Below are 20,287 nucleotides of genomic sequence, written 5' to 3'. Positions count from 1 at the left end.
GCCGGGTCTCCAACACCTGGAAAACTTATGTCACACACACTCGCTCTCCATCCCGTCAAAAAACGGGATGCGGTATTCCTTTGGGTTTTACTCGGCTGGCTGGCCTTTGCGCTGCTGCCGAGCTGGAGCCTTGACTACGGCCTGCTGGAGTCCACCCGCGACGAGATCCTCGACGCCTACAGCTGGTCGCAGGTTAATATCAGCTGGCTGTGGTACGTGCTGCCAAGCCTGCTGCTGGTGCGTCCGTTTAACGAAGCGAAACGCGAACAGCGCAGCCGCCATTATCTGGACGCCGGCTGGGCGCTACTGTGCATGGCGTTTGTGGTCATAAGCGCTACCCTGGAAGGGCGCGGTTTAGGCTATGCCACCATCGTGCTGTTCGTGGCGCTGGGTGCCATCATGACCCTGGCCCTTACCCGCCTGGAGTGGCTGGGCGGTGACCGCTTTGTCATTGGATCCCTTATCACCATTGTTGCCCTGATCGGCATTTTTATCGTCTGGCCCAGCATCGCCATCTTTATTCCGATGTTTACCAACGATGCCGGCGAGTTTGCTCCGCTGGCATTTATGAATGTGCTCTCGCAGGCGCACATCATTCAGGTGATCATTAACTCCATTCTGTTGTCGATTGCCGTCGGTATCGGCTGCACCTTCTTCGGGCTGGTGCTGGCCATTTACACCACCCGTATCGCCAAACGCAGCGCGATCATCGGCCGCATCTTCTCCATTCTGCCCATTGTGACCCCGCCGTTTGTGGTGGGCTTAGGCGTAACGCTGATGATGGGGCGCTCCGGCTATGTGACCGAATTTATGGTGGAGTGGTTCGGTTTAACCAATACCAACTGGCTGTACGGCTTTACCGGCATCTGGCTGGCGCAGGTGCTGGCCTTTACGCCGATGGCCTTTATGATCCTCGACGGGGCCATCAAAACCATTCATCCGTCGCTGGAAGAGGCCTCCTATACGCTGCGCGCCAGCCGCTGGCAGACCTTTAACGGCGTCTTCGTGCCGCTGCTGAAACCGGCGCTGGCCAACGCCTTTTTAATTGTCATTGTCCAGTCGCTGGCGGACTTCAGTAACCCGCTGGTGCTGGGCGGCAACTTCGACGTGCTTGCGACGCAAATCTACTTCTATATCACCGGTTCGCAGCTGGACTATCAGGCGGCCAGTACGCTGGGTGCCTTCCTGCTGCTCTTCTCGCTGCTGGTGTTCTGTGTCCAGTACATGTGGATTGGCAAACGCTCCTACGTGACCGTCTCCGGTAAATCCTACCGCGGTGATGTGCAGCCGCTACCGGTGACGCTGGTGTGGAGCGTCATCGCGCTGCTGGCGGTGTGGATCGCCTTCAACGCCCTGCTTTACGGCAGCATCTTCTACGGCAGCTTCACCGTCAACTGGGGGGTGGATTACACCCTGACGCTGGATAACTTTATCAAATTGTTCGGCCAGGGCATGAGCGACGGCGCATGGCCTTCGCTGCTCGACACACTGCTCTACGCCGGGATTGCCGCGCCGATCACCGCCGCCTTCGGTCTGCTGATTGCCTGGGTGGTTGTGCGCCAGCAGTTTAAAGGGAAAAAGACTATCGAGTTCACCACCATGCTCTGCTTCGCCGTACCGGGCACCGTGGCTGGCGTCTCCTATATTCTGGCCTTTAACAGCGCGCCGGTGTACCTGACCGGCACCGCCGCCATCGTCATTATTTCCATGGTAATGCGTAACGTGCCGGTGGGCATTCGCGCCGGGATCGCCGGGCTGGGTCAGATCGACAAGTCGCTGGATGAAGCCTCGCTCAGTCTGCGTGCCGGGAGCTTGCGAACCATTACCCACATCCTGCTGCCACTGCTGCGCCCCGCCATTTTGTCGGCGCTGATCTACAGCTTTGTGCGCGCTATTACCACCGTCAGCGCCATTGTGTTCCTCGTCACGCCGGATACCCGCGTGGCAACGGCCTACATTCTGAACCGCGTGGAAGACGGCGAATATGGCGTGGCGATTGCCTACGGCTCGATCCTGATTGTGGTCATGCTGGCGATCATTTTCCTCTTTGACTGGCTGATCGGTGAGGCACGTATCTCCCGTTCAAAAGCCAAAAACCAGGCGTAACACTATGACTCAGAAACATTTTGTTGAACTGCGTAACGTGACCAAGCGCTTTGGCGCTAACACGGTGATTGAGAATATCAACCTGGCGATTCCGCAAGGACAAATGGTGACGCTGCTCGGCCCATCTGGCTGCGGCAAAACGACCGTCCTGCGTCTGGTGGCCGGACTGGAGAAGCCGACCGAAGGGCAGATTTATATCGACGGTGAAGATGTGACACACCGCTCCATTCAGCAGCGTGATATCTGTATGGTGTTCCAGTCCTACGCCCTCTTCCCGCATATGTCGCTGGGGGAAAACGTCGGCTACGGCCTGAAGATGCTGGGCGTCTCGCGCGCGGAGATTAAAACCCGCGTCCAGGAGGCGCTGGCGATGGTGGACCTGGAGGGATTTGAAGATCGCTATGTGGATCAGATCTCCGGCGGGCAGCAGCAGCGCGTGGCGCTGGCCCGTGCGCTGATCCTCAAACCCAAAGTTCTGCTCTTTGATGAGCCGCTGAGTAACCTCGACGCCAACCTCAGACGCAGCATGCGCGATAAAATTCGCGAGCTGCAGAAGCAGTTCAACATCACCTCGCTGTATGTGACCCACGATCAGAGCGAGGCGTTTGCGGTCTCTGACACCGTACTGGTGATGAACAAGGGCAATATTATGCAGATTGGCTCCCCGCAGGATCTCTACCGTCAGCCCGCGTCGCGCTTTATGGCGAGCTTTATGGGGGATGCCAACCTCTTTCCGGCGAACTTCAGTGAAGAGGCGGTGGAAATCCACGGCTACCGGCTGCCCCGTCCGCTGCATTTCGCCGCGCAGGGAACAGGCACCGTTGGGGTACGCCCGGAGGCCATCACCTTGAGTCAGCACGGCGAGGCAAGCCAGCGCTGCGTGATTCGCCACGTGGCCTATATGGGACCGCAGTATGAAGTGATTGTGGAGTGGCACGGGCAGGAAATTTTGTTGCAGGTGAATGCCACGCGGCTACAGCCGGACCTGGGGGAGTCGTATTACCTGGAGATTCATCCGTACGGGATGTTTGTGCTGGCAGACGTGGCGTGAGGTTGCGCGCGCGTCTCCCCCTCACCCTAACCCTCTCCCTCAAGGGAGAGGGGACCGTTCGGTTTTCGTCTTTTCGCGGTTTTCTCCCTCTTCCTGTGGGAGAGGGGACCGTTCAGTTTTCGTCTTTTCGCGATTTTCTCCCTCTCCCTGTGGGAGAGGGGAGCATTCGGTTTTCGTCTTTTCCCGATTTTCTCCCTCTCCCTGTGGGAGAGGGCCGGGGTGAGGGCATCAGGCTGCACAAAACTCAGCGCAGCGCATATAACTCAGCAATATCCTTCGGCGTCGTCCGACAACACCCGCCAATTAACTTCGCTCCGGCCGACTGCCATTGCGGCAAATACCCCGCCAGCGTCTCGCACGCTTCACCGTGATGATGCCAGGTCTTGCTCACCGCATCATAGTGCTCGCCCGAGTTCGGGTAGACCACCAGCGGCAATGCCGTCAGGCCTTGCAGATGTTGCAGCGCCGCCGTGGTGTTCTCCAGGGAGATACAGTTGATACCCAACGCCACAATCTGTGGGAAGTTATCCAGCACAGCAATGACTTCACGCAGCGGCGTGCCGTCGCTCAGGTGCTCGCTGTCGCGCAGGGTAAACGAGAACCATGCCCGGGCGCGGGGGTATTCTGTCAGCAACGCGGCCAGCGCTTTAATTTCAGGGAATGACGGCAGGGTTTCGCAGGCCAGCAGATCGGCCCCCGCGTCCAGCAGCGCCTCTACCCGTGGGCGGTGGAACGCGGTAAATTCTTCCGCGCTGCGCACGTAGTCGCCGCGGTATTCGGAGCCATCCGCCAGGTAAGCACCATAGGGCCCGACGGAGCCCGCCACCAGCAGCGTGCCCGCCTGGGCGTTCTCGGCCAGATATGCCTCGCGCGCTTTGCGCGCCAGCTCCACGCTTTTACCAATCAGCGCCCGGGATTGCGCTTCGTCCAGCCCGCGTGCCGCAAAGCCTGCAGGCGTGGCCTGATAGCTGGCGGTGATCGCCACCTGCGCGCCAGCACGATAGTAATCAAGATGCACTTCACGGATAAGATCCGGGTTTTCCACCAGCACTTTGGCAGACCAGAGGCCGTCTGCAAGATTACAGCCGCGCGCTTCCAGCTCCGTTGCCATCGCGCCATCCAGCACCACAAAGGGTTGTTTTTCGAGGATGGCGGTAAGCGGATTATTCTGCGACATGTTGATGCTCCTGCGTTGTCAGATTTCGGGTCAGGTAGTACGCACCATAACACAGGGCGACGAAGGGGAGTCCGCAATAAAGGGCAATGCGCTGGCTGGGGTCAAACCACAGGCCGACGCAGGCCACTACGCAGAGGATAAAACCGAGCACCGGCACTAACGGATACCACGGCGCCCGATAGTGCAGGTCAGAGAGCGGCAGGCCAGCCTGCACATGACGGCGGCGGAAGACAAAGTGCGAAGCGCAAATGCTGATCCACACCGCCACCACCGCGAAACCGGAAATGGCAGAGAGCGCGACGAATACCGTATCCGGGGCCACCACGCTTGAGAACAGCGCCAGTACGCCGCCCAGCATCGATACCGACAGCGCCGTCAGCGGCACGCCATTTTTGTTAACCCGGGCAAAGCAGCGCGGCAACGTTTTCTCGTTCGAGAGCGACCACAGCATCCGGCCAGAGGCATATAACCCCGAGTTCGCCGCCGAAAGGATTGCCGTCAGAATCACAAAGTTAAAGATATCCGCCGCGTAAGGAATACCCACTTTCTCAAAGACCAGCACGAACGGGCTTTTCTCTACCCCGGCCTGCTGCATAGGGATCAGGGCCGCCAGCACAAAGACGGTGCCGATAAAGAAAATGATCAGCCGGGCAATGGTGGTACGGATCGCTACCGGAATCACTTTGTGCGGGTTTTCGGTCTCCCCCGCCGCAATGCCGATCAGCTCCGTTCCCGAGAAGGCGAAGTTCACCGCCACCATGGTCATCAGGATCGGCAGGCCACCGTGCGGGAACCAGCCTTCAGCGGTGATATTGCTCAGGCCCGGCGCGGGAGAGCCGTCCTGCATCGGGATAAACCCAAAGATCGCCGCGCCGCCGAGAATGATAAAGGCAATGATGGTGATAACTTTCACCAGCGAGAACCAGAACTCCCCTTCGGCAAAAAACCGGGTAGAGATGACGTTAAGGGCAAAAATCACGACGCAGAACACCACGCACCACACCCAGACGGGCACCTGCGGGAACCAGTACTGCATGCAGAATCCGGCGGCGGTAAAACTCGACCCGAGCGCGACCGTCCAGGTGAGCCAGTAAAGCCAGGCGACGGTGTACCCGGTCGCCGGGCCCAGATAGCGGGCGGCATAGACGTGGAATGCGCCGGTCTCCGGCATCGCGACGGAAAGTTCGCCCAGACACTGCATCACCAGCCACACAACCAGTGCGCCAATCAGGTACGCCAGCAGCGTGCCCGCCGCGCCGGTCGTCGAAATAATGTATCCGGTATTGAAGAATAACCCTGTGCCAATGACCCCACCCAGCGAGAGCATAATCAGGTGGCGTGTTTTCATGGTGCGCTTTAGCTGCCCATTTTCGTGTTCTGTTTGCATATTACCTTCTAAACGTATGGACATCTAAACATCCAAAGAAGGTGTGTTATACCGCGATTGTTAACAAAAAGCTAGCCAACCAGCCGCAGCCGGGCACGTCGTGCGCTGAGTCTGGGGTGAGCTGTGAGGATCACGTAGAGTATTGGTCGCCAGGCCATAATGTCCTCCGCAAGAAGATACTTACAGCATGGCGCGGGGGGCAAACTTTCTCGGTCAGGCGAAAGTGGTATCTGTTTTCTGTTTGCTAAACCTTTGTATGCCTTACGCAGTCTTTAGAGGCCATCATTGGACCAGGGCCCCGCCCGCCCGCTTATCTGATGAAGCACGCGCGCAATTATTGGTAAATCCGTTAAAGGGTTCTATAGTCGTCACAGTTACTTAGTTATCAGGACTCACTATGCGATTTAACGGACTGACCAAAGGTTTCTTCATCTTTATTCTTGCCCTTGTCACCTGGGCTTTTTTTGATGTGCTCTCCCCCTACTTCTCTGCCATTTTGTGGGCGGCCATCCTGACCATCATTTTCAACCCGGTGAAAAACAAGCTGCGCACCCTGCTGGGCGAGCGCAACGGTCTGGCGTCGTTTTTGACCCTGTGCATTATCTGCCTGATCGTCTTTATTCCGTTGATGGTGATCCTCTCGTCGCTCGCCATTGAGCTGAACGTGGTGTACACCAAGCTTCAGCAAAACAACACTCAGTTCCCGGAAGTGGTGGCCGGTATCCTTAACCGCCTGCCCGGCTGGGCGAGCGGCTTTCTTGCCGATCACAACCTGGCGAACGCGGCGGAGATCCAGAAAAAACTCTCTGAAGCCGCGCTGCGGGGTGGGCAGTACCTGGCTGGCAGCGCATTCCTGATCGGCAAAGGCACATTTGGCTTCGCCATCAGCTTTGGCATTATGCTCTATCTGCTCTTCTTCCTGCTGAAGGATGGGCCTTACCTGGTACGCCAGATCCTGGATTCGCTGCCGTTGAGCAACTTTGCGAAAGAGCACCTGTTTGCCAAATTCGTCGGCGTCTCACGGGCAACGGTGAAAGGTACGGCGGTAGTGGCGGTCGTTCAGGGCACGCTTGGCGGGATTGCATTCGCGATTGTCGGCATCGACGGCAGCATATTGTGGGGCGCGCTGATGGCGTTCCTCTCGCTCGTCCCGGCCGTCGGCTCGGCTATCGTCTGGGTGCCTGCCGCCATCTTCCTTTTCGCCACGCACCAGCTGTGGCAAGGGCTGTTTATTGTCGGCTTCTTTGTGATTATCGTTGGGCTGGTGGATAACATTCTGCGTCCATTGCTGGTGGGCAAGGACACCAAAATGCCAGACTATCTGATCCTTATCTCCACCCTCGGCGGCATGGAGTTGTACGGGATCAACGGCTTTGTGATTGGCCCGCTGATTGCGGCGCTGTTTATCGCCTGCTGGAATCTCTTCTCCGGACGTGACCATGCTGGCAACACCGAAGAGCTGGATGCCGATTTCCTTGAAGAGGGGAAAACCCCGCCCGATTTGTGAAGGGGCATCGGTAAACGATAAACCAGGCGGCACTGTGCCGCCTTTTTTATTAGCTGAAATCAAACATTTTCTATAATTTGAAAGAACGCCACCCCACTTTCGTCGTAAAAGGATCCAACAGGTGCGAATCGCTACGATTACCAACTGGGCCTACGGCGCCACCGTCTGTCTGACTATCGCCTCAGGCATTGTGATGCTAATGGCTTCTCATGCTGACAACGTTGAGCGTCAGGCCGTGAAACAGCGGCAGATGTTTGATCAATTCAGCGAAGAGATCGAAACAGATGCCTGGAGGCTGTCTGACTTAGCCCGCCTGTTTGTCATCAAAAAAGATCCCTCCGCACTGGAAGCGTACCGGCAGGAGGCCCGCGAACTGAAGAACGTGGAAGTCCGGCTGACGCAGCTGAAGGATAATGGCGCCTCTATTGAAGAGCTCTCCCTGCTGCGTGACGGATTACAAATTATCGATGAGTTGCAGGACGAACAGCAGGCGGCACTGGCGGATATGGCCAGGGGGGAAGAGCAACAGGCCTTGGACCTGCTTTATGGCTCACCTTATGAACAAGAGCTTGAACGCGCCCAGCGACAAATTGACCATTTTCGCCAGATGCTGGACAAACGAATCATCGCCGACGTTCACGCCGCCACCAACAAATCAAAAACGTTGCGCACCGCTTCGGAAGTGATGGTGGGCCTCACTGCCCTGCTCTTCTTGTTCGTGCTGGGCTTTATTCTTAAACGCCGCGTCCTGCACCCGGTGGTGCGCCTGAGCGACGTGGTGCACCGGCTGGCTTCACAGGATTACGCCGTTGAAACGCCGAACTTCAATCAGATCGATGAAATTGGCGATATGGCGCAGGCCATCCGTATCTTCCGTGAAAACGGCCTGGCCCGACAGCGGCTGGAAAAAGAGCGCGATGCCGACTGGGCCATCCGCGAACTGCTGGCACGGATGACGCAGCGCCTGCAGGGATGCGAGAACTTTGCGGATGTCATTAACGTGGCGAAGCTGTTTGCCCCCAATATCGCGCCTGGCGTTTCCGGGCGCTTATATATTCTCGATCGCGAACTCTGGGAGATGCGCTGCGCCGCGGAATGGCTGGCACCAGAGGGGGACAAAACGGCGTTCCATCCGGATGCGTGCTGGGCGGTACGGCGCGGGCAGAGCCACCCTCCGAGGAGCGGTGAGCCGGATATCACCTGCTATCACTTGCCAGCATCCTGCGCACATCAATCCTTATGCGTGCCCCTTATCGCCCAGGGAGAAGCCATTGGGCTGCTCTCTTTCCAGAACCTTACCCCTGAAAACGCTCCGTCGCGTGCTTATCTGGAGTTAATGGCAGAGGCGCTGGGCCTGGCGCTGGCTAACCAGAGATTGCGCGATGCCTTGCTGGAAAAAGCCCTGTTCGATCCGCTGACCGGCCTGCGCAACCGCCATCATCTGGAAGATACTCTGCGAACCCAAATGGCGCAGGCCGTACGTAATAAGGAGCCGGTGAGCTGTCTGATGATCGACATTGATCACTTCAAGAGCATTAATGACCGTTTTGGTCACGAGGCGGGCGATCTGGTCATTAAAAGCGTGGCGACGATTGTGCAGCGCGCCGTGCATGAATCCGGCCTGGCTTTCCGCTATGGCGGCGAGGAGTTTCTGGTGCTGCTCGCCGGGGCAGATGAAGCTGCCGCCCACGCCTGCGCAACGGAAATTTATGACGGGGTACGGGGATTGTCGCTGCGCTATGGCCTGGCTGAACTCGGCCCGGTTGACGTCTCTATCGGCATCGCCAGCTACCCGGAACATGCTCAGAGCGATACCCTGCTGCGCGCGGCCGACGTAGCGCTATACCGTGCGAAGGAGCTGGGCCGTTCGCGGATTGTCAGTTTTGGCATGCTGGAGGCGGGTTAACGACCCGCGCTAAAAAAGTCAGGGCCGATAACGCTGTCTGTTTTTTCGCTTACAGGAGCACGCAATGCTGGAATTACGTCCCAACTGTGAATGGTGCGATGTAGATTTGCCGCCTGAATCAACGGCGGCAAGAATCTGCTCTTTTGAATGCACCTATTGCGCAGAGTGCGCTGAACACGCGCTGGACAATCGCTGCCCAAATTGCGGAGGCGAACTGGTGAGACGGCCGATTCGCCCGGCCAACAAACTTGAGAAATTCCCCGCTTCTCTTACCCGGGTGCATGCGAAGCGGCCAGCGTAATGCTAGCGCTTACTGATGGCCAGTTTGGCGGCAAACAGCAAAAAGACGCAGCCCGTTGTGCGATCCATCCATTTCACCACGGCGGGCTTTTTTAGCACTCCGGCGGCGTAGCGCGTCGCCACAATCAAGGTCAGCGACCAGAGGGTGCCAATCAGCACGTGGATACCCACCAACAAAAACGTCCAGAGCAGCGGCGAGTGACCGTTCGGGATAAATTGCGGTAAAAACGAGACGTAAAACACGCCCATTTTTGGGTTAAGCACGTTGCCCAGCATCCCGCGAACAAACCAGTTACCCGATGCATGGGTTGCAGCCTGATTAAGGGTAAATTGCTGACGCGGGCGCAGTAAGAGTTGAATGCCTAACCAGCAAAGGTAGGCTGCCCCACACCATTTCAGTAGCGTATAGGCGAATTCAGACACTGCCAGCAGCGCCCCCAGCCCAAAAGCCACCATTGCTCCCCAGATAAAACAGCCCACATCTATCCCCAGTGCTGCATGAAAGGCTTTTTTGCCACCTTCCGCAGTGGCGGTGCGTAGGATCAGGGCGGTATCAAGGCCGGGAGTCAGTGTCAGTAGCGTGGCAGCGAGAGTAAAGGCCAGCAGGGCATCGGTAACAGTCATTCAGGAGCTCCGAAAACGCAGAGGTTAACGTTAAGCCATCAAAGGGGCAATCCTGAATATTGAGGGGATGCCCTTTCTGAATCGTTTGATTATCGACGGGTCAGCGCCAGGCGAATACCCAGGGTGATAAAGGTCGCGCCAACAACGCGATCCAACAGCGTTTGCAGCGTTTTATTTTGCGATACCGCTCCTGCGGCGCTTCCCGCCAGAACGGCAAAAGTCACATCGGTGAGAAACGCAATGAGCGCATAAACCAGCCCCAGCAGCAGGAATGAGACCGCCTGATGCTCGCCGCCCGGGGAGACAAATTGCGGGAAGAAGGAGATGAAAAACAGCAGTACCTTCGGATTGGTGAGGGTAGTAATAAAGCCTTTCGACAGCAAACTGTAAGGATGCAGTAGCGGCTTAATGGTCGGCCGCGCTGTATCCTCGGCCTTCTTCTTGCTTAGCGTGCCGAGGATCATCTTGCTGCCCAGATACATCAGATAGGCTGCACCTAAATATTTAATCACGGTGAACATCAGCGGAGAGGCGGCGATTAACGCGGTGAGACCTACCGCGCTGGCAACCGCATGGGTACAACTTCCTAACGCCACCCCCGCCGCAGAGATCACCCCGGCCCGGCGCCCATTGGCCACGCTCTGCCCGACAACGTAGGCGATATCTGGCCCCGGCGTGATGGAAAGAAGAAGAACAGACAGAGCAAACAGTCCAAAATGCGTAATATCCAGCATGGTGACCTCCAGAGGGTGGGTTCCATACCTTAACATTGTTGATAAGAAGTTATCCACGAACAAATAGCATGATTAATCAATATTTAAGCATAATGATTCATACAGCCCTTTTTCACTATTCCTACAGCCGCGAAACTAAGTTTGCATAGCCGTATTCAATGGACGTGATTACATGATCACAATTTACCTCTTCCTCAGACAATTTTATGCCGTATTTCGCTCATTCCAGGCGTCGGTAAACTGGATATTACCGTCTTCGATTCTCCAGGTTATTTTTTCATATTGAAGGCTGACGCTTTCAACGTGATTGATTTTACTGTTTCCTGCTAACTTTATATTAGGTACGCTACAATTAACGCCTGTAACCTTTACTTTTTCCATCAAAACCGTGTAGTAACACACCTCCTGACCGGCATCATTTATTTTATAAAACTTAATTTCCGCACTTTTCATTGATTGTCCAGTCGCGGCGGCTTTATATAAATAGGGTGTAGAACTGTCCACCTCTTTTTCAATCATCATTGATGAATGTTGTCGACTACCTGTAATCTTACCTGTTAAATTGTCTACCGGTAAATTTATACCATGGCCGAGGCCAATGATCTCTATACTGCCTTCGCGATATCTAATATCAACAGATCCTTTAATATCTGCACCACCATCATCTTTAAGCCACATATAGGGTGGAATTGGCATGTTATCTCTACCTGTATCTATTGATTAAGTTTAAAAATGCTAAATAAATAAGCACTGCTAATGAGAGGATGACAAACATATCTATATAAAACAGCGTATCGTATAGAGTTTCGCAATTGACATCGCTATAAAGAAATCGACAAAACATTGTTGCCAGACTACCGTCGATATAACTTTCGGGGCCTGGCAAGACTCGACCCACAGCCATCATAACTATTAAAAACAATGGTATGTGGCAAGCATAGTATAGGAAATGTTTATTAACCACTAGCCTGAACCTCGACCCACCCACGAGCCTTAAGTGAGCGCATACAGGGAACCTGAACAAGCTGAGTATTTAATAGTGCTTGTCTGATTATTGCAAAGTCTGAATCATGGGCGATGGTGATACAACCTTTTGAAACTCGCCCAGGATGCAAACGAAACAATCCCCGATAAACATCTTCGACCCAGGTTCCATCATCAATCCCCCAGTCATCTCTATAGAGCGCAAACCAATCGGATTTGCCGAATTCACGTCGCCCAAGTATTTTATTAGCCGAGTCTTTGAGTTCAACGCGTTTTTGAGATAACCAGTTGCCTTCTTGCCTGTCAACGATCCAGTACTTTCCTGAAGGAATAGGGCCATCTCCTGCATTTGCCATACATGAGAGATTATTTCGACAAAACCCTTGACCTGAAAAAGCCATAAAAACACCGACACCAAATAAATTGAAAGGCGCATAATCAGCGCCATTAAGAATCAAACTTCCTTGCAGCGCCATATACTCATCTTAAGCTAAAGTCATAATGGACCAGGCTATAGGCAGCTTAAACTTAATTCAACAGAGAGATTTCCTTTTCAGAAATGATTAATATTTCATATTTGTATAAATAACATCGTTATCATATTGTGCATAGACAACCTTATAATGCCCATGCAACACAAGGCTCGACATGATCACGATTGAAGAATCCGACCCACGCAGTGCTGACTCGCAGCGACTTACTGAATATCTATCGGCTGAGTTATCCCGCATTACGGGCTCCAGCGGGGTAAGCAATTTCAAGCTGGACGATGTCATGGCGCCGGGGGCACGGTGGGTTATCGCCAGAGATGCCAGCCAAACGCCAGTCGGCTGCGGCGCGTTTCGTCCGGTGTCGGCTACCACTGCCGAACTAAAAAGAATGTTTTCGAGCAGAACACAACCCGGTATTGGCACAGCCATTCTGACCTGGCTGGAGCAGGCCGCGCGCGAGCTCGGGTATCAGGAGCTCTGCTTAGAAACCCGTGTCGTGAATACCCGGGCGGTAGATTTTTACTTAAAACAGGGATATCAAAAGATTCCCAATTACGGGGTGTATGTGGGGCGCGATGATGCGATCTGTTTTGCTAAGCGGATTGGTTGAAAGGGGGATGGTGCCGATAATAGGAGTGAAACACAGCGATAAATCTTGTGTTCGGGTCTTCACCTACGACCTTCGCAACCGAATGATTTATAAACTGTTTCTCAACGTTACTATGTGGACATACATCAGCATAAGATAAACGCCCCGACACTTTAGACGGGGAAATCATGAAAGTAAACAGAGAAGATCGCTACCTGATAACAGACGCTTACGGAATCTACTATTGCCGGATTATTCTTCCGGCGTATTTGCATGACGCTTTCGGAGGAAAGAAGACTCTTGTTAGAAGCCTTAAAACTAGCGATCTCCGTGTGGCACGGCGCAAGCGTGATGCTATCGTGATTGAATACGAACGAGTGAGAGAGTTAGCCGCTCCACCTAAGCCGGACAGCATCCAGGACACGATCAGCTATCTCCAGAGCGTGGCGAAGTATGCCAAAGCGTCACCAGTGACGCAAAATGCAGGAACAAGAGATAACAGGCTGGAACCCTCCACAGCACCCAATAATAAGGCTAATAAACTCGCACCCCCCTGCCCTTCACTGGTAGGTATGCTGGATGTGTATCTGTTGCAGAATGCCGATGTGAAGAAGATTGGCACACTGTCAAAGGATAAACGAGCCGTTACGGTGTTTCTCGATTATTTGAAACGCTCCGATATTCAGCTAAATGACATAACCAGGACAACCATCACCGGATGGATCGACGCTATGAAAGATAATGGTAGAGCCGTTCAAACACAGGCTAATTTCCTCTCTTCAATGGCGTGTATCCTCGATCTTGCCGCTGCTCGTTATCACGATGCCCCGCCGCTTGAGAAAAACCCTTTCAGAGGTCATAAGCTCCACACAGCCGCCGCCAGGCAAAGCTATGAAGCATTTACCGATCAGGATGTGATTGCCCTGCTTAAAGGCTTAAAGGAAGCGGGAGAGGTGGAGCTATTCGAAGTGGCAAGCATTGCCGCTTATAGCGGGATGAGAATCGGGGAAATCTGCAATTTAAAGCCTGAGCACATCATTATGATTGACGGTGTTCACTGCTTCCAAGTGCTGGAAAGTAAGACGGTGAACGGCATTAGGATTATTCCTATACATTCTCATATTCTGCCGATGGTGCTATCTCGAAGAGATAACCCCTACAACGGCTTTTTGTTCTACCGTGCCAGCATCACTAAACGTAAAGACGGCAAGCGCTCAGGATGGTATGTAAACCGCTTTGGAGTGTTGAAACGTGACATTCTGCCAGGCAGTGAAAACAAGGTGTTTCACAGCTACCGCCACACCTGGATCAGCAAGCTAAACGCCGCTGGAGTGGATGAATCTCGTATTGCCTTGCTCGCGGGTCACTCATTTGGAGAAACGGAGTCTTTCAAGACGTATTCGAAATCCGTTCCTGAGCGAATAGTGAAAGAATTAAAAGAATATATCGAGTTAATCAAATATTAAAATATCGTAATCGTGAGGGGGAAGTCCCCCTCCACCTTATTTGTACCATACGCTTTGCATATGTTGCGATGCTTCAGATGAAACATTATACCAGTAAGCGTAATTGTTTGTTGCATCTACGACTATCAATTTATCATCACTATCCATAGCTTTGTGAACTATTTGCGCTGCCTGTTCAGAATTGTAATGTGAATTCACATACCAATTTGATTCTGTAACTTTGACCGCTCCACCCAATGCTTTGATAGCTTCATAAACAGCAGGATAATCTTTGGTCTTAATCAGATCGTAGGTAATGAACAAATTATTAGCCATTTGATTCTCTCCATAAATTCAAAAGAAAAAGCGCCACTATGGGCGCTTGAGATGTTTTTACTTTTTCCCTTTTTTGGAGGGGATTTTGACAGTTTCAGTTACCGTAGTATTGGGATGCAGCTTAGCTTCTATAGGCTTTACGAACTGACCCGTGATCGCAGAGCGAACTACTTTTTGCTTAGTCATAAAAACACCTCATCTTAGGATAAAGATTGAACTGCTTGCCATTGTAAGACTAAAGGATAAGCGAAGCGGGGTCAAGCAAAAAATACAACATATAGGGGAGTAATACAAACGCCATACAATATATGGTATCACAACCTAACTTCATCCGCTCGTCAGTGATTGACCGGATAACATTTGCAGAGTTAATGACTGTGCAAAGCTGGCTTGTGAGGCTTTAGCCTGGAAATCAATGTATTTGCTTAACATTGAGCTATCGCTTTGAATCGTTAGCGGTACTTGAGGCGCTACTGTCAGATTAAATACAGGTGCAAGGTTGTAAGCTGGTGCACTATCAGTGTGAGTTAGGGATGACACAGCAGTTTCACGGAGCGATCCCCCTTGCAGAGAATCACCGTTCAGGCTGTATTGTGCTATCGCTGTTCCTGTCGGATGATCACCCAGCCCCAACCAATCTTTAGCCCAACCAGTTACAGCAGGGCCGACACTCTGAGGATTCCAGCCTGTATGGTCATAAATCCAATCGGCTGCGGCATTAGCTGAGCCATTCACGGCTTTATCATAGATAGTATCTGGCGCTGTTTTATCAGGATCAGAATACAGCGATGGGAAGGTATCTTTCATCCAGCCGTTAAATTTGCTGAGATCAGCAGTGATTTCCTGCGTGAATCCTGTCACCTGTGCTAACAGGTTTCCAAGCCCAGAGCCTAATGATTTTGCTGTCTCGTTAAGGGCGGCTGTATTTTCCGCTAATCCCTTACCAGCGTTACCGAAACCTTCGAGGAAGCCGGAGGTTAGATTCTGATTAAAACCATTGTTGATCGCTTGCAACGTGGTAAATAACTCGCCAGAAGCATAAGTTTGCTTTATCTGTTCATTGTTAAGGGTTTGACCACTATCTACAAGATGTTTCAGAGTGGTGTTAAATTCTTCACCGTTATTTTTTAACACTGGCACCAGGTAGGACATATCGTTTCCGAGATCCTCCAACAGGTGGCCCAAGGAAGCATCACTCATCCCTCTACGCTGCCCTTCGTTGCTAACAGCCTGAACGAAGTCGAGAGGATTATCCTGATATTTAGCTATCATTTGAGGAGTCCATCCGAACAAATTCAGGATATTGTCTATCGCTCCATTACCACCCTTAAATTTCCCTGCTTTAGAATCAAATTTACTATTAGTTACGGATTCTCCGAGGCGCTCGCGCACATCTTTGAAATTGTCGGTAACAGTGTCGTAGTTTGAATCAATCCCGCGCTGACGGTTAGCCTGTACAATCGCTTTCACGGCGTTAGGGTTTACGTGGACACTTGCAGACTTACGCACCAGGGCGAGGTTATCATTGGCTGTCTCACGAACACGAGCCAATATGCCAGCGCCAGCAGCTAACGCCGCTGTACCAGCAATGAAGCCGCTGCTGCCGCCGATGACGTTCAGCCCACGCTCTTTGATGCCAGCCGCCGCGCCTTTGTAATCTGTACGCTTTGCCGCTCTTTGTGCTGCCGCTTGTTGCTGTGTGGACGCCGTTATTTTTGCCTGTAATGCCGCTTCCCTTCTGAGGTCTGTAATTCTTTCACGAATGGTGAAATTCATTCTCTGAGAAGAGATAATCCCTTTACGGAATTGTTCAGTTTGTTCCTGAATGAATTTAAGGGCTTCATACTGTTTACCTGGATCAATTCCGTATTTTCCAGCAATGCCGCGAAGCTGTAAGCCAGCAGATTTAAATTTAATGTCAGCCATTTCATTACGTTTAGCTATTTTGGCTTGTTCTCTTGCCTGAGTTTTAGCGGCTTTATCTGCAATACGTTGTTGTTTTGCTTCTGACGATTTAACAGCATTTTTTAGTTTAACATCATCTGAAAAGGCTTCCGCTCTACGCTGATTCTGTTTAAATGTCTTAAATCTAATTTTAGGGTCTTGAATCTTCGCAAATGCTTTTTGCAGATCCGCTACCGTTTTTTTAGCCTCTGCAAGGCTAGCCTTATCCACATTAAACGTAATGACATTGCTTATTTTAGAAACGTTCAGCTCTAACATTATTTATCATCCTTGTTTGTCAGATAGTGAAGCGCATCGCTAACACTCATTCCACGGTGTATAAGCTGACGTAAATGTGTAGGACTCACTTCCAGCAGACGCGCCACAGCAGAGAGATTTAACAATTCCTCTGCACTTTCATTGTTTATGTGCAGATGTACACCTTTACTCTTTAAAATTATTTCCAAGTTTGGACTCCTTCAAAATAAAAAAGGGGGCATACTCTCGTATGCTCCCCCTGTGCTCATAGTTTTCTAAACTTTAAAGTTCTATTTCTTCGCCGCTGGCGCAATGCTACCGAAAACAATAGCCATAGGAATATTATTGATCGGCAGGAAGCTGGATTCCGTTGCAATAGATGGGAACTGCCATTTGCTATCGGATACGACGTATTGATTATGCAGGGCGGTAGACTTGCCAAGAGTGAGGTGTCTCAATCCCACACCAGTGTGGAGAACAAGAGCGTTTGCAGTGTCAGCCATACGAGGAATTACGGCGAAACCGTCCACACCGATTTTGTCCGTGATGAGGCTGTATCCGGTCACATCCATCACGGTGATCCCGTTCAGAGTCCACACTTCGTAAGCCGGATTACTTTCTACTGTTCGAGTGTAGAAGTTGTCACTTGCGTTAACGTTCTGCGTATAGACCATGAAATCTTTGATAGAAGGATGATAGCGAAGTGCTTTAGCAGCAGCGCCAGAAGCCAGGATCACAGCGCCTTGTTTCTGTTGTGCCAGCCCTTCACCAAGAGCCACATTCTGAATACGGGCAATCTCGCTTAGTTGTTCGAAGATGTTCGCAGTGTCGGAAGTGTCCATGGTGTATTCTGTACGAGTACCGCCAGCAAGGAAATCAAGATCACCCTGTCCGGCGTAGTCGCTATCGACACGCAGACCAAGCAGAGCATTCACCAGATCAATTTCAACGGCGTTTTCTGCCATAGAATATTGGCTATCTGAGAAATCACTCAATGCAATTGACACTTGGTCGCCAGTGTCGGCAATCCCGCGCGCGGCATACTGTTGCAGGTCAAGAGAAGTGACGCTATTAAGCGTAGCAAAGTGCTTAAGTTGATAGAGGGCATTGGTGAACGTAGGACGCTGGGCGCTGTTCCAATCGCTTTGAGCATATGGGCTGTTTTCCTTAGCCACAAGATTCTTAACATCTGTAATTTGCTCAAGAGCAATAGTGTTTACCGTGTGGTTTTCCTGACGGAATAAGCCAAGATTCGAGATAATACGGTTTAGCTGAGTGCTGAAAGTAAACGGGCTTGTAAAGCTGTCGTACACTACACCAGAGAATAAATCTTTAGACATTATGTAATTTCCTTATTATTAGGTAGTGCGTAGCGCTACAGTGTCAAAATCAGTGAAAGTAAAGCCAAGAGTTGCTAATTGTGCCTGAGCTAATGATTTATCAAGGCTACCAAATTCAATACCCGCCAGGCTTAGGATCGTATGTTCTGGAGAAGCTACAACAAACGCTTTAGCGCCCACTGGTGCAGGTTCTACGACAACATACGCAATTGCATCAACTGACGTTGCAAGATTCCCACTGGAATCAACAAGATCGCCAACAATAAGATCGGCAGGAATACCGGATTCCACACGGATCAGCTTATCCTGCATAATTGCATCAGATGCGTAAGCCACCACTTTATAACGGGCGTGGCTGTTATCCCCGTTTAATGTTTGAAATGTTCCAAATTGCATTGGTTATTTTCCTTTTTTAGCTAAATTCTTCATTCGTTTCTCAAGCCCTGATAATGGGTGAGGGGTATTTGATTTTGTGATCGTGGCGGTAGGCCAGAATTTTTCTGTAGCCGCTCGAATCTCTTCTACACTTACGCCGAAAACATCAGCAGCTTGTTTAAGCATTTTTTCAGTGAGGATAATTGAAGAGGATTTATGAGTTATTACACGGTTGTAGTTCATTAGAAACATTTTTCTGCTTCCTTGTGTTTATAACAAATTTGTTAATACAAAATAAAAATAAACCCCTATAAAGGGGCTTATGGGAGGCTGGCAATCTTAGGAGGAAATCCAGCCCTAACTATTAAACGTGTTTCCACGCTGGCAATAATAGTCAGTGGAATTTCTTATCAATACTGAGCCTTTCGACTTAATAATTAATAAGGGGGCATACTTTCATATGCTGCTCAAGCCTAACGGGGCTTGATTTGTAAAGAGCGGAAAGCTCTTCTATAAAATCACTCGTTGTGAATTATTGCTTTCAAAGGGAAGGTGTTCTCCACCGGATATCCCCTATTTATCGAGAAGAGGCAGTAAATAAGGCAGTGGAGAATCCTTGTTAGAAACAAACGAAACGTAGCAATAAAGAACACAACCAAAAATCAAGGGGAATGATTTTAGAGAAGAGGGCTAAACCAACAAGGGGGAGGAATAGCCATTCCCATTTCCAGGGAGGAAAATAAATTCTTGCTATGGGAGTAGAAGAAGAGAGACACAACAATACGTTTAATATATCCCTATTACTACTTTAACATTTTTGTTAAAGTTTGTCAATCACATTCATCATCAAATGTCAACTATTTTTTAATTCTTCAATAATTTCATTAACTTGCCCCTTCACATCCTGCATACTTACTACAACCTCTTCAATCTCTTCCATAAGTGCAGGGTCATCACGTAGCCCGTCAACGTGCATACAGGCGCTTGAGATGCTTCCCAGGGCGTTACAAGCCCCGATCAGGAGGGTGATAACATCACTCACACTCTCCGGCGTTCTGTCTCTTTGCATCACGTTTACGGCTTCCAGAAGCGGGATATGGTGTTCATAGTGGAATTGTTCTAAAACATCCTGTAGCCACTGGCTATTGTCATTCAGCATTCTGCATACGCTCCTTAATACCTCTGATAGCCTGAATCCCTGCCAGGAATGGCGTTGCCTCTGTAGCCAGCACATCAATCAGGTGATCAATATCGTTAATGTTTTTTTCTTCTTCGAGCGATAGAGCTTGTTCATAAAGGTATTCCACGTATTCAATACGTTCTTTAAAGTGTGCTTGTTCTGTGATTTCTTCAATCATTGTTGTCATTCTCCATAAAAAACAATCCGTCCAGTTCCCTAACTCCTGCAACGGTGTTATTCATTGCGTTATACGTGAGGTAGTGGTTGAGGGATGAGAAGCCCAGGCATTGCCATTTCTTTAAATTTGAATCATCCCAACTATAAACTTTGCGTTTACGTGGTTTGTAATACACTCCGCTCGAACTTTCGAGAAGATCATTTAACGCGGCCCACTCTTCCACAGAGGGCGGTGTTGAATGTACTTCTTCAACGTGTTCTATTAATTCCCCTGGGATTTCCTCAAGAGATTTAATGTAGAGGCGGGATGATTTGATTCTGTTTCCGTTCTCTCGCTCAAGGCGGGATAGTGTATTTCTTTCTTTACGGCTCATTG

22 protein-coding genes are annotated in these 20,287 nt (G+C 51.0%); 7 read left to right on the top strand and 15 right to left on the bottom strand.

The genetic code is table 11. From position 1 onward, the window contains the following. The first annotated feature begins 27 nt into the window (after positions 1-27). Both B3511_RS03590 and fbpC read left to right on the top strand, forming a co-directional pair. Positions 28-2,106 (top strand): ABC transporter permease, encoded by a 2,079-nt coding sequence (locus B3511_RS03590; RefSeq protein WP_286777553.1) that lies wholly within the window; start codon positions 28-30, stop codon positions 2,104-2,106. Between the two features lie 4 nt (positions 2,107-2,110). After that, complete coding sequence (gene fbpC / locus B3511_RS03585) at positions 2,111-3,157, top strand: ferric ABC transporter ATP-binding protein (protein WP_212477082.1); 1,047 nt, start codon at positions 2,111-2,113, stop codon at positions 3,155-3,157. Between the two features lie 244 nt (positions 3,158-3,401). Here fbpC and mmuM read toward each other — a convergent pair whose 3' ends face one another. Both mmuM and mmuP read right to left on the bottom strand, forming a co-directional pair. Beyond that, the gene (mmuM, locus tag B3511_RS03580) at positions 3,402-4,334 is read right to left on the bottom strand and encodes a homocysteine S-methyltransferase (RefSeq protein ID WP_286777552.1); all 933 of its coding nucleotides are present in this window, start codon (positions 4,332-4,334) and stop codon (positions 3,402-3,404) included. Further along, complete coding sequence (gene mmuP, locus B3511_RS03575) at positions 4,321-5,721, bottom strand: S-methylmethionine permease (RefSeq protein ID WP_046886727.1); 1,401 nt, start codon at positions 5,719-5,721, stop codon at positions 4,321-4,323. Before mmuP ends, mmuM begins: the two co-directional genes overlap by 14 nt. 397 nt (positions 5,722-6,118) lie before the next feature. On the opposite strand from mmuP, the gene B3511_RS03570 reads away from it, so the two are divergent. The 3 genes from B3511_RS03570 (at position 6,119) to B3511_RS03560 (ending at position 9,435) form a co-directional block, all read left to right on the top strand. Continuing rightward, positions 6,119-7,228 (top strand): AI-2E family transporter, encoded by a 1,110-nt coding sequence (locus B3511_RS03570; protein WP_046886726.1) that lies wholly within the window; start codon positions 6,119-6,121, stop codon positions 7,226-7,228. Between the two features lie 121 nt (positions 7,229-7,349). After that, complete coding sequence (locus tag B3511_RS03565) at positions 7,350-9,134, top strand: diguanylate cyclase (protein WP_286777551.1); 1,785 nt, start codon at positions 7,350-7,352, stop codon at positions 9,132-9,134. A 64-nt stretch (positions 9,135-9,198) separates the two neighbouring features. Continuing rightward, positions 9,199-9,435 carry a DUF1272 domain-containing protein gene (locus B3511_RS03560; RefSeq protein WP_072039535.1) on the top strand — a complete coding sequence of 79 codons (237 nt, stop codon included), beginning with the start codon at positions 9,199-9,201 and terminating at the stop codon, positions 9,433-9,435. A gap of 2 nt (positions 9,436-9,437) precedes the next feature. Here the strand turns inward: B3511_RS03560 and B3511_RS03555 are convergent, their stop codons facing one another. From B3511_RS03555 to B3511_RS03540, 4 genes are all read right to left on the bottom strand, one after another. Next, on the bottom strand, positions 9,438-10,058 hold the full coding sequence (locus B3511_RS03555; RefSeq protein ID WP_212477089.1) for a LysE family translocator: 621 nt from the start codon (positions 10,056-10,058) through the stop codon (positions 9,438-9,440). Between the two features lie 89 nt (positions 10,059-10,147). Further along, a complete protein-coding gene (locus B3511_RS03550) occupies positions 10,148-10,792 on the bottom strand; it encodes a LysE family translocator (RefSeq protein WP_046886730.1) in 645 nt (214 codons plus the stop codon). A 204-nt stretch (positions 10,793-10,996) separates the two neighbouring features. After that, complete coding sequence (locus tag B3511_RS03545) at positions 10,997-11,488, bottom strand: Hcp family type VI secretion system effector (RefSeq protein ID WP_046886723.1); 492 nt, start codon at positions 11,486-11,488, stop codon at positions 10,997-10,999. Positions 11,489-11,748: 260 nt separating this feature from the next. Beyond that, a complete protein-coding gene (locus B3511_RS03540; RefSeq protein ID WP_212477095.1) occupies positions 11,749-12,252 on the bottom strand; it encodes a DUF2778 domain-containing protein in 504 nt (167 codons plus the stop codon). Positions 12,253-12,424: 172 nt separating this feature from the next. Between B3511_RS03540 and B3511_RS03535 the strand changes: the two genes are divergently transcribed. Further along, the gene (locus B3511_RS03535; RefSeq protein ID WP_286777550.1) at positions 12,425-12,877 is read left to right on the top strand and encodes a GNAT family N-acetyltransferase; all 453 of its coding nucleotides are present in this window, start codon (positions 12,425-12,427) and stop codon (positions 12,875-12,877) included. 167 nt (positions 12,878-13,044) lie between these two features. After that, positions 13,045-14,322, top strand: coding sequence for a tyrosine-type recombinase/integrase (locus B3511_RS03530; protein WP_286777549.1), 1,278 nt, complete (start codon positions 13,045-13,047; stop codon positions 14,320-14,322). A 36-nt stretch (positions 14,323-14,358) separates the two neighbouring features. On the opposite strand, the gene B3511_RS03525 is transcribed toward B3511_RS03530, so the two are convergent. From B3511_RS03525 to B3511_RS03485, 9 genes are all read right to left on the bottom strand, one after another. Beyond that, positions 14,359-14,637 carry a hypothetical protein gene (locus tag B3511_RS03525; protein ID WP_286777548.1) on the bottom strand — a complete coding sequence of 93 codons (279 nt, stop codon included), beginning with the start codon at positions 14,635-14,637 and terminating at the stop codon, positions 14,359-14,361. A 327-nt stretch (positions 14,638-14,964) separates the two neighbouring features. Further along, positions 14,965-16,860, bottom strand: coding sequence for a hypothetical protein (locus tag B3511_RS03520; RefSeq protein ID WP_286777547.1), 1,896 nt, complete (start codon positions 16,858-16,860; stop codon positions 14,965-14,967). Then, positions 16,860-17,048: a hypothetical protein gene (locus B3511_RS03515; RefSeq protein WP_247143695.1), complete on the bottom strand. Its 189-nt coding sequence runs from the start codon at positions 17,046-17,048 to the stop codon at positions 16,860-16,862. Before B3511_RS03515 ends, B3511_RS03520 begins: the two co-directional genes overlap by 1 nt. An 81-nt stretch (positions 17,049-17,129) precedes the next feature. After that, entirely contained in the window at positions 17,130-18,179 is a 1,050-nt protein-coding gene (locus B3511_RS03510; RefSeq protein ID WP_286777546.1) for a major capsid protein, read from the bottom strand. A gap of 18 nt (positions 18,180-18,197) precedes the next feature. Next, positions 18,198-18,575, bottom strand: coding sequence for a hypothetical protein (locus B3511_RS03505; protein WP_286777545.1), 378 nt, complete (start codon positions 18,573-18,575; stop codon positions 18,198-18,200). 3 nt (positions 18,576-18,578) lie between these two features. Next, positions 18,579-18,797: a hypothetical protein gene (locus B3511_RS03500; RefSeq protein WP_286777544.1), complete on the bottom strand. Its 219-nt coding sequence runs from the start codon at positions 18,795-18,797 to the stop codon at positions 18,579-18,581. A gap of 610 nt (positions 18,798-19,407) precedes the next feature. Beyond that, positions 19,408-19,713, bottom strand: a complete 306-nt coding sequence (locus tag B3511_RS03495) for a hypothetical protein (protein WP_286777543.1) — start codon at positions 19,711-19,713, stop codon at positions 19,408-19,410. Beyond that, entirely contained in the window at positions 19,703-19,912 is a 210-nt protein-coding gene (locus B3511_RS03490; RefSeq protein WP_286777542.1) for a hypothetical protein, read from the bottom strand. Before B3511_RS03490 ends, B3511_RS03495 begins: the two co-directional genes overlap by 11 nt. Next, positions 19,905-20,285 (bottom strand): hypothetical protein, encoded by a 381-nt coding sequence (locus tag B3511_RS03485; RefSeq protein ID WP_286777541.1) that lies wholly within the window; start codon positions 20,283-20,285, stop codon positions 19,905-19,907. The genes B3511_RS03490 and B3511_RS03485 overlap by 8 nt, the downstream gene beginning before the upstream one ends. Positions 20,286-20,287 lie beyond the last annotated feature (2 nt).

Source organism: Leclercia sp. UBA1284, assembly GCF_002308415.1.
GTDB classification, from domain to species: Bacteria; Pseudomonadota; Gammaproteobacteria; order Enterobacterales; family Enterobacteriaceae; genus Enterobacter; species Enterobacter pneumoniae.
The sequence above is the reverse complement of the archived record's forward strand: the minus strand, read 5'-3'. Positions and strand labels throughout refer to the sequence as shown.